The 15487-nt window shown below is 33.2% G+C and carries 11 protein-coding genes; 6 read left to right on the top strand and 5 right to left on the bottom strand.

Features of this window, described 5'->3' with window-relative positions; genetic code table 11:
• Positions 1-4 precede the first annotated feature (4 nt).
• From CYAN10605_RS14890 to trmB, 4 genes are all read right to left on the bottom strand, one after another.
• Positions 5-904, bottom strand: a complete 900-nt coding sequence (locus CYAN10605_RS14890) for a LysR family transcriptional regulator (protein ID WP_015220769.1) — start codon at positions 902-904, stop codon at positions 5-7.
• A 253-nt stretch (positions 905-1157) separates the two neighbouring features.
• Positions 1158-1664: a tRNA adenosine(34) deaminase TadA gene (gene tadA / locus CYAN10605_RS14885; RefSeq protein WP_015220768.1), complete on the bottom strand. Its 507-nt coding sequence runs from the start codon at positions 1662-1664 to the stop codon at positions 1158-1160.
• A 147-nt stretch (positions 1665-1811) separates the two neighbouring features.
• A complete protein-coding gene (locus CYAN10605_RS14880) occupies positions 1812-2381 on the bottom strand; it encodes a DUF3611 family protein (RefSeq protein WP_015220767.1) in 570 nt (189 codons plus the stop codon).
• Positions 2382-2492: 111 nt separating this feature from the next.
• The gene (trmB, locus tag CYAN10605_RS14875) at positions 2493-3128 is read right to left on the bottom strand and encodes a tRNA (guanosine(46)-N7)-methyltransferase TrmB (protein WP_015220766.1); all 636 of its coding nucleotides are present in this window, start codon (positions 3126-3128) and stop codon (positions 2493-2495) included.
• 46 nt (positions 3129-3174) lie between these two features.
• Here trmB and CYAN10605_RS14870 point away from each other — a divergent pair, with 46 nt between their 5' ends.
• From CYAN10605_RS14870 to murJ, 4 genes are all read left to right on the top strand, one after another.
• Positions 3175-4257, top strand: coding sequence for a metallophosphoesterase family protein (locus CYAN10605_RS14870; RefSeq protein ID WP_015220765.1), 1083 nt, complete (start codon positions 3175-3177; stop codon positions 4255-4257).
• 309 nt (positions 4258-4566) lie between these two features.
• Positions 4567-6834 carry an ATP-binding protein gene (locus CYAN10605_RS14865; protein ID WP_041922546.1) on the top strand — a complete coding sequence of 756 codons (2268 nt, stop codon included), beginning with the start codon at positions 4567-4569 and terminating at the stop codon, positions 6832-6834.
• A gap of 56 nt (positions 6835-6890) precedes the next feature.
• The gene (locus CYAN10605_RS14860; protein WP_015220763.1) at positions 6891-7343 is read left to right on the top strand and encodes a tRNA (cytidine(34)-2'-O)-methyltransferase; all 453 of its coding nucleotides are present in this window, start codon (positions 6891-6893) and stop codon (positions 7341-7343) included.
• Between the two features lie 228 nt (positions 7344-7571).
• Positions 7572-9167, top strand: a complete 1596-nt coding sequence (murJ, locus tag CYAN10605_RS14855; RefSeq protein WP_015220762.1) for a murein biosynthesis integral membrane protein MurJ — start codon at positions 7572-7574, stop codon at positions 9165-9167.
• A gap of 57 nt (positions 9168-9224) precedes the next feature.
• Here the strand turns inward: murJ and CYAN10605_RS14850 are convergent, their stop codons facing one another.
• Positions 9225-9410 carry a DUF3285 domain-containing protein gene (locus tag CYAN10605_RS14850; RefSeq protein ID WP_015220761.1) on the bottom strand — a complete coding sequence of 62 codons (186 nt, stop codon included), beginning with the start codon at positions 9408-9410 and terminating at the stop codon, positions 9225-9227.
• Positions 9411-9791: 381 nt separating this feature from the next.
• Between CYAN10605_RS14850 and CYAN10605_RS14845 the strand changes: the two genes are divergently transcribed.
• Positions 9792-10442 carry a beta-carotene isomerase domain-containing protein gene (locus CYAN10605_RS14845; RefSeq protein ID WP_015220760.1) on the top strand — a complete coding sequence of 217 codons (651 nt, stop codon included), beginning with the start codon at positions 9792-9794 and terminating at the stop codon, positions 10440-10442.
• 231 nt (positions 10443-10673) lie between these two features.
• Positions 10674-15458 carry a response regulator gene (locus CYAN10605_RS17950; RefSeq protein ID WP_015220759.1) on the top strand — a complete coding sequence of 1595 codons (4785 nt, stop codon included), beginning with the start codon at positions 10674-10676 and terminating at the stop codon, positions 15456-15458.
• The last annotated feature ends 29 nt before the right edge of the window (positions 15459-15487 follow it).

Genomic DNA, 15487 nt, shown 5'->3' with positions numbered 1-15487 from the left:
ATATTTAAACCTCCATTAACTGAGTTCTATCTAATAAAAAATCGAGGAAAGTTTGAGCAATAACAGATAATTGTTTGCCACTTAAATAGTTAATATACCAGTGTCGAGAAATGGGAAAATGTTGAACGTCTAAAATAGTTAAATCCTCATGACAAGCAGTAGTAAGGGTATGTTTAGACAATACAGAAATTCCTAAATCACCTAAAATTGCTTGTTTAATTGCCTCATTACTACCTAATTCCAATCGCACCTTAACACTGATATTATGCTCCTTGAACAAATTTTGTACAGCTTGACGTGTACCTGAACCAGATTCGCGCATAATAAAAGGATAGGATTGTAAATCCTCAAGAGAAATATTTTGACGACTAGCCAAAGGATGATCCTTTCTTGCTATCATAACCAAGGGATTATCAATGAAAGGTTGGCTTTTTAAATCCATATCCTCTGGCGGTTGACTTAAAATATATAAATCATCCTGATTATTACTCATCCTTTGTTGCATTTGCTCATGATTTGTAACTTGTAGAGCAACATCAATATTGGGATAAAGCTGACAAAAAGCCCCCAAAATACGAGGCATAAAATAGGTAGCTGTGGTAATCACTGATAAACGTAATTTACCTTCTTTCGTGCCTTTTAAATCAGCGACTTTCATCTCAAAGTTTTCTAACTGGGAAAAGACATCTTGACAGGTTTTTAATAATTCTTTTCCCGCATCGGTGAGATAAAGTTGCTTGCCAATTTGTTCAAATAAAGGTAAACCAACGGTTTTTGTTAACTGCTTCACTTGACTAGACACGGTGGGTTGAGTTATTTCTAACTCCTCTGCGGCTTTGGTAAAACTGCCTAGTCTAGCAGTGGTTTCAAATACTTTTAATTGATGTAGGGTGGCTTGTATCAAACATCTATCTCCTTATCTATTGACCTTTGTTAATCCATAATAATCAATGGATAGACTTTTGTCAATATCAAATCAAGAGAGAATAAGAGGTAATAGATGGGTAGAGAGAAAAGGAGATGAGGATATTAGGGCATTAGGGGAGATGAGGTTTCAGGTTTCAGGTGTCAGGTTGCAGGTATTAGGGATAGGGGGATGAGGGGAGAGGGGGAAGTAGGGGCGAATGGCCATTCGCCCGTACAGGTGTTCGGAGTTTTTAATTCTTAATTCTTAATTTTTCCATTGCCCCTTGCCTCTTGCCTTGTCTTAATTGATTAAACCATGATTTCAATAAATCTCCACAGGCGACTGCTTGAATCCCCGCAAAAACTTGTAAGCGATGGTTAGAAACTTCACTGTCTGGAATGTTTAAAATAGTGCGCACTGCACCTGTTTTGAAATCATCTACCCCATAAACAAGAGTTTTGATTCTAGCTTGAATGATTGCACCAATACACATGGGACATGGTTCAAGAGTGACATATAATGTACAATTGTCTAAACGCCACTTGCCTAACTTTTGATTAGCTTGGTTTATCGCTAAAATTTCTGCATGGGCGATCGCACTTTTTTGTAGTTCTTTTTGATTACTCGCTTTTGCAATTAAATTATTGTAATTATCAACAACTATCGCCCCAACGGGAATATCTCCTCTATTTCCTGCTTCTTTTGCCATAATTAAGGCTTGACTCATCCAATATTGATGATTTTCTAATTCTTCCATGATGTTGAAATAAATAAGTAGGAGTAAGAAGGAAGTAATAAGTAGAGAGATAGTGTGAGAGGGGAAGATAAGGGCTTAGGGTGTTAGGGGTTTTAAATTATTAATTATCAACTATTCACTATTCACTATTCACTATTCACCCCAACACTAATTGCTGATGCGATCGAGTAAAATTAAAGATGTCACAATACCTGTAAAATGGGCGGTAATAGTGTTAGTATTTGCCTGAATAATCAATAAATCAAGAGAGTTAACAAACTGCTGAGGATTGGGGCTAATTAATTGAGGTGCTAAAGTTAATAACTTTGCTAAAGCCAATCCCACGAGAGTTTCTGCCCCAATAATGGCAAACACCATTCCCACTAAATTAAAAATCAAACCAATTCTGATTAGACGTATCGTTTCTGATTTCTTCGGACGTAAAGCAGGATCACGATTTTCTATTTTCCTCCCTATTTTACCATAACGAAAAGCTAAAACAATAGCTGCCGTTAATAACAACACACTGATAAAAGCTGAAAAAATACCAAACTGAATTCCCCTCGTATTTTCCTTCGCTTCGAATAAAGCTGGTGTTGCAAAAAGAAGGGTGACAGCAGAAATAATCCCCAAGACTAGCTGTAACCAAAAACTCCAAAATCCCCACAATTGAAGATTCCTTGACACTTTTTGAATTGCCGGAGGCAAAGATTGAGTAATTTGTGATTCTCTAGTCATGTTAGTTGTTACACTAGGATTATTAAAGCAAGAAAAAATAGTGAGAAAATACGAGTTATATTCTTTCTAAGTATAACTTGAGATTAACAAGAAATTATCAGTTAGTTTGCCTTATTTCATCATCATAACTGCACGGTAAACATTTTCCCCTTTATTCAAGGTAGCAATTTCCCTTTCTGTCATTATTCCTAACGGATTTTCTAGCAACCAAATGTTAGGGGAGAGAGAGAGAAAATTAGGATTTTCTAAAAATATCTGGCACATTTCCTCTGCTAATTCTTTTATGTCAGATTGAATAAAAATACGTCCGTCTTTTCTCAAAAATTCAGCTAAAATTTCTACTATCTCAGGTTGTACAACTCTACGCTTATGATGTTTCTTCTTAAACCAAGGATCAGGAAATTGAATCATAACTAATTCTAAACTATTCGGAGGTAAAGAGGTCAATAGTTTTTCTAAAGAAGAATTAATATTAGCGAATAGATAATGAAGATTGGTAAGATTATGATCGGTTTTTATTTCATTAGCTTCATCCACTAAAGCCTCTCTGATTTCTATACCCAAATAGTTTTTCTCAGGATATTGTTGTGCCATCTGTAATAAAAAACGCCCCCTTGCACAACCTAAATCAAGATAAAAGGGCAAGGATAGATTAGAATATACTTGACTCCAATCAGGGAAAGAAATAGATTGTTGATATTTACTACTCAGGGGATTAACGTGTTGACGCACTCTCACTCTAGCCAATGAATTTTCCTCCTTAATCTTGACGTTATCTTTATTTTCAATTTTTATGAATATTCGTTTTGCTATTGCTAGTGATTTACATATTGCCTTGCCAGAAACTATTGATGCTGAGGCTAAACGTTTTCATTTAACTCAATTCAGCATACCAGCCTTAGAAGTAGTTTTACAACATCTCCAAAACCTGAATTTAGATTTTCTTCTTTTGCCGGGGGATTTAACTCAAGATGGGGAAATACTTAATCACTGTTGGCTGAAGACTCAATTGGAGAAATTACCCTTCCCTGTGTATGTGATACCGGGTAATCATGATATACCTAGCATCAAAGGTAATGAGGATATAATTGCTTTTCAAGATTTTCCTCTCTACTATCAAAAGTGCGGTTATCAAAGTGCGACAAAAAATCTTGACTACACTTGTGAGATTGCACCCAATTTACAGTTAGTAGCTTTAAATTCTAACAATTTCGATCGAGATGGTAAACAGCAAGGGTATTTAAAAGATGAGCAATTTTCATGGTTAGAGCAAACTTTAGCTAATCTTACCGATAAATTAGTCTTGTTGATGATTCATCATAATGTAATTGAACATTTACCTCAACAGTCAACTCATATTCTCGGAAGAAGGTATATGTTAGATAATGCCCCTCGTTTATTATCTATTTTAGAAAAGTATGGAGTAAAGTTGATTTTTACAGGACATTTACACATTCAAGATGTTGCTAAGTATGGAGATATACAGGAAATTACTACTGGTTCATTAATCACCTACCCTCATCCTTACCGTATTCTTACATTGACACGGGATAGGCTAATTATTGAGTCCCATCATATCACAAAACTGCCAGAAATGGACGATTTCGCCGAATTTTCTCAAAAATGGATGGGCGATCGCTCTTTTTCTTTTATGATGATGATGTTAACCTCTCCCCCTCTAAATCTCAAAGAAGAGAAAGCGAAAGAATATGCACCTATATTAAGAAATTTTTGGGCTGACATTGCCCATGGCGATAAACAATTTGACTTTCCCCAATTTCCCCCAGAAATAAATAAGTATTTTCAAGCATTTGGTGCCATTGATGAACAAGGAAAACCTGTTAAGAAGGATAATAATACTATAATTGAACTGTGACTTTAAGATGATATTTCGAGAATTACCAAGAAACGTTATCGTCTAATTTTATTGGCTTAATCTTTTCATTTTTATTGATTTTTTTCCTTGATAAGGAATTATTTAGTTGAAATTAATAGTCCTATTGAATAATAACTCATAGTCTGTTACTATTAGCTTACTTAATAAGTAAAAAATCTTAACTAAAATATTGTTTAATCTTTAGAAAAGATTACAGTTTATCCAAAATAAAAAAAAAGAAGACATCATAATAATAGATAACTATGGTTGGGGCTGGTCAAACAAAATTCTTGGCACAAATTCTTATTAATGTTTATTTCTAATCAATCTTTAATTAGTATCATCATATCTCATCCTATATTTACTAAAATATCTCATCTTTGGCGAAAATTAGTAAAAGAAAATTGTCATGGCGCAATATATTTGAACGAAGAAAAATTACTCAATACTACAAATATTAGAAATAAGGGGCAAAAATTTCATAGTTTTCAGCTTTTTATCTCAGAAGAATTACAGTGTCTTTTAATAGTTGAAAAGCAAATTAATGAGTTATATTACCAAATAACTATCACTTTAGAAACAGAAGAAATATTAGACTTTTTAGAAATTAGTCAATCAGAATTATCTATTTCTAACGAAGAATTAACCACAATAAAAACTGTTCTTCATCGGAAAAAAAATCATCATATTATTAAACAAAATTTTATTTTTTCTCTGCTCAAAATTCTCACTGAACCTTTAGAGCTACAAGAAAGTTATGTTAACGAACATTATCAAAGTCAGCCCATAGAAGTTATTTTAAGAAACAAAATAGCTCAAGAAAGAATTATTAGACAAGTAACTCAACAAATTCAGCAGGATTTAGACCCTTTAATTATCGTCAAAATGACCATTGAACAAGTGCAGTCATTATTACAGCTCGATCGCCTCTTAGTATATCAAATAAATGTTCCCGTTAAAGGGAAATCAGAAAATAATATCAGTTTTATAGACACCGTAACCTATGAAGCAAAAGCATCAAATGTAATTCCCTCAGTTCTAAATTTTAATGAAGAAAGTTGTTTTCATAATAACCAAGAATTTCAAAAAAAATATTTAGAAGGATATACCTTAGTTATTGATAATATCCATGAGTCAAATATGGATATTTGTTTAAAAATGATGATGGAGAAATTAGAAATAAAAGCAAAAGTTGCTATTCCCATTATCGTTAAAAATCAACTGTGGGGTTTATTGATTGCTCATCAATGTTTTACTATAAGAAAATGGAAAAATAGTGAAATTAAATTCCTTAAAAATATTGCTGAATATTTATCTTTAGCTATATATCAATATAACTCCTATCAAAAACTAGAAGAACAAAAAAATTTGCTAGAACAACAAATAGAAAAAAAAGCAAAACAATTGCAAGATGCCTTAGTAGTGGCACAAATAGCCCATCAATCCAAAACAGAATTTTTAGGAAGTATTAGCCACGAGTTGAGAACTCCTTTAACTTGTATTATTGGTTTATCAGGAACACTACTACACTGGTCGAAAGAGAAAAAAAGAGAAAATTTATCTCCAGAAAAACAAGTTAGATACTTACAAATTATTCAAGATAGTGGCAGAAAACTGCTTCAACTAATTAATAATATGCTAGATTTTGCCGACTTAGAAGCGGGAAAGTCTTTGTTATATATTGAAAGAATTTCCTTAGAAAATTTGAGCAAATTTGTTTATATTTCAGGTTTAGAAATAGCTAGAAATCAGGGAATAAAAGTAAGATTAGACTATCAAGTTTCTCCAGAATTAGATCTATTTTATGCCGATGAAGAAAGACTATATCAAATATTATTAAATCTTGTAGATAATGCCATTAAATTTACTCCTAGTGGGGGACAAGTTATTATCAGAGTAATGAGAAATCAACATCAAGCCATTTTTCAAGTAGAAGATACAGGTATTGGTATTGATAAAAAACAAATTCCTTTATTATTCACTGAATTTCAACAACTAGAAAATTATCGTAGTCGTAGTTATTCTGGTACAGGTTTAGGGTTAGCACTAACAAAGCATTTGGTGGAATTACACGGGGGTATGATTGAAGTAGAATCCATTATTGGAAGTGGTTCAACTTTTACAGTTTTTTTACCCAATTACGAACAAAAAAATAGTCTGAAAAATGAATGTAATCAGAATGTTATCAATCAATCTAAAGTTAATAAAACCATTGCAATTATTTGTGATGATGAGGAAGTTGGTACATTTCTGTGTGAGTTATTAACCGCCGCCGATTATCAGGTAATTTGGTTAGTAGATGTTCAAGAAGCCATTAGTAGAATTAATCTTATTAATCCTGCGATCGTAATTTTACAACAAGAGCAAGATATTTCTTTAACTATTGCCGAAAGCATTAAATCTCAAGCCGATTATCCCCTCTATCTGATTGTCATAAAAGACCAAATACAGGGAAATGAGTGGGAAAATTTAGTAAGCTCAGGTATTGATGAGTATTTACTAAAACCTTTACAACCTCGCATCTTTCTCAAGAAAATCAATCAAGTGATTAATCAGCATTGTTGCTTAGAAGATTGACAATTCACCGTAACTTAACTATTAATTATTAATTGTTCATTATTCATTGTCATACTATGCCCAGAGTTGTCTTAGTTCATCCTCAGATTCCTCCCAATACTGGTAATATTGCCAGAACTTGTGCCGCTACAGAAACAGAATTACACTTAGTTGCACCTTTAGGATTTGAAATAAGCGATCGCACCTTAAAAAGAGCTGGACTAGATTACTGGCCTCATGTAAAATTAACGTACCATTCTAGTGCCTCAGAGTTTCTACAATTTGCCAAAGAAAAAGGGGGAAGAATAATAGGCTTAAGCGTTAGGGGAAAAGAAAACTACCTCAAATGTCAATATCAAGAAGATGATTGGTTACTGTTTGGCAGTGAAATAGACGGCTTACCACCATTCGTATTAAAAGAGTGTGACTTAACCTCTTATATCACCATGAAAAGCAACAATGTGCGCAGCTTAAACTTATCCGTCAGTGTTTCTGTAGTTTTATTTGAATCGATACGCCAATTAAGCTAAAGACTATATTAACCTGAGTTCGGAATTAAGATAAAAAAGAAATTTCCCGTCAGGGTTGAATATATTCAACCCCTATCACCCTAAGCCTCCACCTCTCCCTCTCCCCTCATCCCCCTAATACTCCAACACCTACAACCTGAAATCTATCCGATATTCTTAAACCGAACTGAGATTATATATCTCCTGACCATTATAATAATAGACCAAATAGTTATTAATTTTAATGGTGTGAATAAAAAAAGGAAAAAATCCTTAGCAGGAATAGCGGGAATCGTGGCAGTTGCCACCCTCATCAGCAAAATATTCGGCTTAGTCAGAGAGCAAATTGTTGCCGCCGCTTTTGGGATAGGCCCCGTTGTTAATGCTTATGCTTACGCTTATGTTATCCCCGGATTTCTTTTAATCCTTCTGGGAGGCATTAATGGGCCATTTCATAGTGCCTTAGTTAGCGTTTTGGCCAAAAAAGATCAAAAATCCGCAGCCCCTCTCATCGAAACCGTCACAACTCTAGTTAGCGGAATTTTACTCTTAGTTACGGTTATTTTAATCATCTATGCAGACAAATTTATCGACTTACTCGCCCCCGGATTAGAAAGCAATGTGCGAGAAATGGCGATTCTGCAATTACAAATTATGGCACCTTTGGCAATCTTTGCCGGATTAATTGGCATTGGCTTTGGTAGTCTTAACGCTTCAGATCAATATTGGCTACCTAGTATTAGCCCTCTATTTTCTAGTTTAACAATAGTTGTGGGTGTTGGCGGACTATTTTGGTTTTTAGGAGAAAAAATTAACGCCCCTGAATACTTACAATGGGGTAGCATTATGTTAGCAGGTACAACCCTAGCTGGAGGTATTTGGCAGTGGTTAGCACAACAAACCGCCCAAATCAAAAGCGGTATTAGCACCCTAAAACTAAGATTTAACTTTCGTCAAGAAGGAGTTAACGAAGTTGTTAAAGTTATGGCACCTGCGACTCTATCTTCTGGGATGTTGCATATTAACGTTTATACAGACTTATATTTTGCTTCTTACATTGAAAATGCGGCGGCGGCAATGCGTTACGCCAATTTCATTGTTTTAACTCCATTGGGTATTATTTCTAACATGATTTTAGTACCTTTTTTACCCATTTTTTCTCGTTTAGCAAGTCCAGAAAATTGGGATGAATTAAAGTTAAGAATTAGACAGGGTTTAATTTTAACAGCTTTAACAATGCTACCTTTAACCGCAATTTTTGTCGCTTTATCTCAACCAATTGTTGCCTTAATTTATGAAAGAGGGGTGTTTAAATCCTCGGCTTCTGCCATTGTTGCCCCTGTTTTATTTGCCTATGGTATAGGTATGTTTTTTTATTTAGCCAGAGATGTTTTGGTAAGGGTTTTTTATGCTTTAGGAGATGGACAAACTCCTTTTAAAATTAGTATTATCAATATCTTTATTAACGTCATTTTAGATTATTTTTTAGTCAAGAGCTTTGCAACCCAAGGATTAGTTTTTGCCACTATTGGGGTTAATATTTTTTCTATGATAATTATGTTATTTATTTTAAATAAAAGACTTAACGGCTTACCGTTAAAAGAATGGACTGTTATCTTTCTAGGTTTAATTGTGGCAACTATTATCTCAGGTTTTAGCTGTTGGGGATTTTATGGGTTAATATCCTCTTTATGGGTTAAAGAAAGTCTATTATTACAAGGTGTTAATTTACTTTTTTCTTGTTTAATTGCTTTAGGGATATTTTTATTATTTACTATTCCTTTAAAGTTACCAGAGTTAAGTATCTTATTAAGTAAAATTAATGCTAAAATTTCTAAGTCTTAATTTACTTTTATTTGACTAATTTTTAATTTAATTATTTCCTAATTCCTTATTCTATTTTTAACGAGTTAAGTAAGAAATTCCCACAAGAAAAACTAATAAACCAAATGTAGTTAGAAAAAAGTGTTTTAATGATGTTCCTCTTTTTTTTACCATATTACGCATAGCTAATTTTACATAGCTATCTTTTCCTTTTTCTTGGGAATTGTCGATGTTTTCTGGTTCAATTTTACTAGAATTAGTCATAGTTAATATGAATTGGATATTTTCCTATAATTGTTTTTTAGCGTTGCTGAATTAAGATTATGATTTTTAGTTTAGGTTGGGAATAGGGAATGGGCAATAGGCAATTAAAAATTATGAATAATAGACATCTCCAATAATAGACATTTTAAGGGCTGAAGCCCTTACTACGAGCCAACGAAAAATAATTTATGGAGAGGTCTAATGAATTAAAAACTCCTAACTCTCATTACTCATTACTCCCCTAAACCTGAAACCTGAAACCTGCCACCTAGAACCTTTTTTTAGCTTATTCTATTCTAACCCGAGCAAGAATATTAACAAGTTTGGGCAAGAGACTTAAGATAGGATTAATGTTATTAGGAATAATCGGATAATTATTTTATGAATGTTACAGATAAAACAGAATATAAAGATAACTGGTTTGATAGACTATTTATTGCTTTGTTTTCCCGAAAAATGGCGAAGGCGGTGGGGAAAAAGAGTCAAAAGAAAGGTTATGAGGGTTTTGTGGATTTGTCGATGCAAATAATGGAAGGGCGCAATTCTCAACAACAACAAGAGTTAGTGGCTATTGTTTTACAATCTCTTGTGCCTTCTCCTGTTTTATTTCTAATTCGTAATCTCTTTTCTCCTACTAAATGGGTATGTGAATCTAATGCTTGGTTTGCGACAGTTTTATTTGAGTGGTTGGTGGGGGAGTCAGAAATTAGAGAGGCAGAAATTGTTACGGAGGATAATCAGGTAACGATACTCAAAAGCGGTGTTTATATCAAAAAATGTCGTTATTTAGAAGCTAGTGGATGTGTGGGAATGTGCGTGAATATGTGTAAATTGCCCACTCAAGAGTTTTTTACAAAGTCTTTTGGTATTCCTTTGACTATGACTCCTAATTTTGATGATTTTAGTTGTGAGATGGTTTTTGGGCAAGTGCCTCCTGCTTTTGAGGATGAAGAGGCTAGTCGGCAGTCTTGTTTAAAGCATATTTGTCCAACCGCTAGTGTTACCAGTCAACCTTGTCGTAAGTTAACCTAAGCCCTTAGATATGATTTTTCTTCCTTTAGCTGGGGTTAGAAGCAATATATTTTAAGTAATTTAATGATGTTTTATGTCACAGTTAGGCAACCCTATAAAACCAAAAGCCTCCATTACTAAAGGTGTGACTAAGTTGAGGTTGATCGCAAATATTTGTTAAAATCTCGCCATAACTTAAATGGGATTGTTATAGTGTGAGTAAATTGAATAGGATTTTTATGCTTTTTCAAAATGTCTCACTCTAATGCTCATCCCGTCTTAATTTTAGATAATAGCCACTATTCTTTGCATTCTTTGAGAGTGATTCTTGAGGAAAATAATATTACTTATTTACATTTTCAAACTGAGCAAGATATTTTTAATTATCTACAAGAAATTAATTATATTCCTATTATTTTTACTAGCTTTACTGAGTCTTTTTTTGATTTAAAAAATAACCTAAATTCATCTAATTGTTTTTCAAAAAATAAGCAAATTTTTATCGCATTTATAAGTAATAATCACGATAATAAGGAATTAGTGTTTAAATTAGGTGCGATCGAATTTTTGACTAAGCCTTTATGTAGGGAAGAAATATTAACTAAAATATCCTATTGGCAAGAGTTATCAATTTGTAAAAATATCAAACTAAATTCATCTATTCTTAATGGAGAAATAAAAGAAAAAGAATGGGACAACAAAAAAGAAAAGGATAAGAGAGAAAAGAGGATTATAACTGAGTGTGAAGAACGTTTTAATAGTATAATTCAATTAATTAATGGTTGGTTTTGGGAGGTTAATTTAGAGGGAATTTTTACTTATGTAAGTCCTAAAATTGAAGAGCATTTAGGTTTAAAACCAGAGCGACTAATCAGTAAAAGTGTTTTTGAAATTATTGAAGAATCAGATAGAGCAGAAATGCAAGAAATTTGGGATGATTTATTAAAAAATCCTCGGTTTTTTCACCGTGTTAAACGCTATTATTTATTGCCTATACAACAAGATATTTGGTTAGATTCAAAAGGATTACCTATTTTTAGCCAAGAGGGAAAATTACTCGGTTTTAGAGGTATAGAAGATAATATAACCTCAACAAAACAAACGGAACAAGAAGTTATGGAATATGACGATGAGGGAAATTTAAAAAAAGTCACAGGGGTTGTGACAAATATATGCGATCGCAAACGTGTTGAATTAGGCATTCGTCATATAGCAAAAGCTGTTTCCTTTAAATCAGAAGAAACTTTTTTCCAATCTCTAGTAAAATACCTAGCCGAAGTTTTACAGGCAGACGTTGTTTTTCTTTCCGAAATTAAGCCCGAAACTTCTGATTCTGCCACTACATTAGTCTATTATCATCAACAGGAATTTAAAGATAACTTCACCTATCAAATAAAAAATACTCCTTGTCAAGAAGTTGTCAACCAAAAAAATTTCAATTTCTGCCTATATTCCGATAATATTCAAAGAGAATATCCCCATAGTTTATTACTGCAAACCATTCATGCTCAAACTTATATGGGTATGGGCTTATTTGACGGTAATCAAAAACCCATTGGCTGTTTAGTTGCCCTGAGTAGTAAGTCTATTCCCAATACATCTATTAATCGAGAAATTTTCCAAATATTTGCCTCTAGTGCTTCTGGGGAATTAGAAAGAAGAAAAGCAAGACTACAATTAGAAGAATTTAATCAACAGTTAGAAGCCAAAGTAAAACAACGCACCCTTGAATTAGAAGAAGCCAAAGAAAATGCCGAAGAAAAAGCGATCGCACTGCGCTATCTTAATGAAATAGAAAGATTACTCTCGGATATTTCCACCAGCCTATTCATGGTAGAAGCAGAAAAAGTAGATGAGTATATAAATGATGCTTTAACAGCTATTGCCTCATTCTTAAAAGTAGAGCAAATTAGTATTTTTGAATTTGATCAAAAAAATGAAACTTTTTGTTTATCCCATCAAAGTCAATCATCCTTAATTAATCAAGATTTGAGAGAATGGCACATATCCACCCGTGTAATTTCATGGTTAGTTAACCAACTGCAAACAAAATGGATAGTCATGATTAACTCGGCAGAGGATTTACCAGAGTTAGCCGTCAACGAAAGAATATTATTTGAGCAACTTAACCTCAAATCCTTTATTGCCTTACCCATCGAATTTTCTCGACGAGTAGTCGGTTTTTTAACCGCAATTTCTGCCAAAAATCATCATGAATGGAATCAAGGAGAAACCAACCTACTACAGTTAACAGGAAAACTTTTTAGTAATGCCATTGCGAGGAAAAAATCTGAAACTGCCCTCAAAGAAGCCCAAGAGGCTTTATCCGCCACCAATGAAATTTTAATGGAGGAAGTAAAAGAACGAGAGAAAATATACAACAAGTTACAACAGAGTGAAATTAGATATAGAACACTATTTGAATCTTCCCACGATGCTTTATCTTTAATTGACGCAGAAACGGGTAAATACATAGACTGCAACGAAGCCTCCATAAGACTACATGACTGCATTAGTCGTAAGGAATTTATCGGTAAAACACCCCCTGATTTTTCCCCTCAACGTCAACCCAACGGAGAATTATCACATAATCTAGCTTTGAAATATATTCATCAAGCGGCAAACAATGGAGGAAGTTTGTTTGAGTGGAATTTACAAAAAAAAGACGGCACTATTTTCCCTTGTTTAGTTTCTCTAAGTGCTATTCCTAACCAAAAAAATAAAATGGTTTTGGCTATTTCTCGTGATATTTCCGAAATTAAAAGAGTACAAGAAGAATTAGAAAAAGCAAAAGAAGAAGCCGATTCTGCTAACAAAGCCAAAAGTGAGTTTTTAGCTAGTATGAGTCACGAAATTCGCACTCCCATGAATGCAATTCAGGGTTTCACCCACCTTGCTTTGCAAGAAGATTTAAGCAATAAGCAAAAAAGTTACTTAGTAAAAATCCAAAAAGCCTGTGAGTCTTTATTACTTATCATCAACGATATTCTCGATTTTTCTAAAATAGAAGCAGGGAAATTAGATTTAGAGGCAGATAATTTTTTACTGGATAATATCCTAACAGATGTTGCAAATTTACTTCATCCCAGAATTCAAGAAAAAGGACTAGAATTAGTTTTTGATATAGATGACCATTTAGATTGCAGTTTTTTAGGGGATTCTCTCCGTTTATCCCAAATCCTGACTAATTTAATTAATAATGCCATCAAATTTACAGAAAAAGGTCAAATTGTCATAACAGTGCGACGACAACAAATTACCGAAGACAAAATAACCCTATATTTTTGTGTGGAAGATACAGGAGTTGGTATTGCTAAAGATAAACTCTCTCTTTTATTCAAACCTTTTTCTCAAGCTGATAATTCTATTACCCGTAAATATGGCGGCACAGGCTTAGGATTGGTGATTAGCCGTCGTTTAATCGAAATAATGGGGGGGAAAATTTGGGCAGAAAGTCAAGAGAATAAGGGTAGTAAATTTCATTTCACCATCAATCTTAACAAAGGTAATTCTAATTCTAATCTTATCCCTCGTAATCTATCTCACTTAACCTCTAATCCCATTTTAGTAGTTGACGACAACTCAATAATTCGTCAGGTAATTACTCGCTTTTTAGAATCTTTTTCTTTTGCTGTTAAAGCAGTTAATTCTGGATTAGAAGCCATTAAGGAATTAGAAAAAGGAGAAAAAGACTATAAATTAATTATTATCGACTGGCAAATGCCCTATCTCAATGGCATTGAAACTATTCAAGCTATTAAAGCCAATCCCAATATTACGAATATCCCACTGATTTTAATGATAACGGCTCACCATATCAGTGAACTAGAGGAGTTAAAGAAAAAACAGGAGTTACAACATTTTCTAAGTAAACCGATAACCAAATCAAGTCTCTTTAATGCCATTCTCGAAGTATTTAATCACAAAAGCTATCTCGAAGACAGTTCTTGTGTTATGGTTAATACCTATCCTTCCTTTCAGTGCTTCCAGAATTGTCATCTTTTACTGGTAGAAGATAATGAAATTAATCAAGAAATTGTAGTGGAGTTATTACAAGAAATTGATATAGATGTGGCAAACAACGGCTTAGAAGCCTTAGAAAAAGTGATGACACAAAATTATGATGCTATATTAATGGATATATCTATGCCTGAAATGGATGGACTAGAAGCTACAAAAAGAATTAGGAAACTGGAAGGAGAATATTTTCAAAAATTACCCATTATTGCCATGACTGCCCATGCCATGACGGGAGATAAAGAATTGAGCCTCAAAGCAGGTATGAATGACCATATTACCAAACCTATTAACCCTAATCAACTTAAAGAAACTCTGATGCAGTGGCTACCTCAAAATAAAATACAATCGGGAGAAACCAATCAATCTTCATCCACTTTTAAGTGCAACCAAAATGAAGATATACATATTCCCCCTTTGCCAGAGATTAATATTGAAAATGCTTTACAACGTCTTGTGGGCAATAAGGAGTTATATTTAAGATTATTAAAACAATTTACTTCCCATAACATTGGAAAAAAAGAATTAATAATATCTGCCATCGCAAAAAACGATTATCGTAAAACTAGGGAGATAGTTCATTCTATCAAAGGAACAGCAGGAAATATTGGGGCAGAAAATCTTTTTAATATTGCCCAGGAATTAGAATCAGCATTAAGACAAGAAGATATTGAAAAGATACCATCTTTAGCAGAGAAATTTTACTTATCTTTTGACTTAGTTATAAATTCCCTGAAAAAATTAGAAAATAAACCTCTACAGTCATCTACAAATATAGCTAAGAATCAGAATATTGACTATTCGCAAATAAAAGAATTATTAATTGAGATTATAAAAGTATCGGAAATAGACTTAATGGAGGCACAAAATAAATTAGAAAAAGTTGAAGCAATGGCGCAAAATAGTGAAATAAGTATGAAAATAAAAGAAATTAGAGCTAATTTTGATAATTTTGATTTAGAAAAAATGAATAAAAATATTAATTCATTACTCAATATTTTTCTGACAATTAATCATTAAAAGGCAAAATCCTCTTTAATCTCCCCTTC

The sequence above is a fragment of the Cyanobacterium aponinum PCC 10605 genome, assembly GCF_000317675.1.
In the GTDB taxonomy this organism is placed as follows: Bacteria; Cyanobacteriota; Cyanobacteriia; order Cyanobacteriales; family Cyanobacteriaceae; genus PCC-10605.
Note: the sequence above shows the minus strand (reverse complement) of the source record. Positions and strands in the feature narration are given on the sequence as shown.

What these genes read in the sequence shown, in the direction of transcription:
- tadA (WP_015220768.1), bottom strand. Translation starts at nt 1,664, where the DNA reads ATGGAAGAATTAGAAAATCATCAATATTGGATGAGTCAAGCCTTAATT.
- CYAN10605_RS14880 (WP_015220767.1), bottom strand. Translation starts at nt 2,381, where the DNA reads ATGACTAGAGAATCACAAATTACTCAATCTTTGCCTCCGGCAATTCAA.
- CYAN10605_RS14870 (WP_015220765.1), top strand. Translation starts at nt 3,175, where the DNA reads ATGAATATTCGTTTTGCTATTGCTAGTGATTTACATATTGCCTTGCCA.
- CYAN10605_RS14865 (WP_041922546.1), top strand. Translation starts at nt 4,567, where the DNA reads ATGTTTATTTCTAATCAATCTTTAATTAGTATCATCATATCTCATCCT.
- CYAN10605_RS14860 (WP_015220763.1), top strand. Translation starts at nt 6,891, where the DNA reads ATGCCCAGAGTTGTCTTAGTTCATCCTCAGATTCCTCCCAATACTGGT.
- CYAN10605_RS14850 (WP_015220761.1), bottom strand. Translation starts at nt 9,410, where the DNA reads ATGACTAATTCTAGTAAAATTGAACCAGAAAACATCGACAATTCCCAA.
- CYAN10605_RS14845 (WP_015220760.1), top strand. Translation starts at nt 9,792, where the DNA reads ATGAATGTTACAGATAAAACAGAATATAAAGATAACTGGTTTGATAGA.
- CYAN10605_RS17950 (WP_015220759.1), top strand. Translation starts at nt 10,674, where the DNA reads ATGTCTCACTCTAATGCTCATCCCGTCTTAATTTTAGATAATAGCCAC.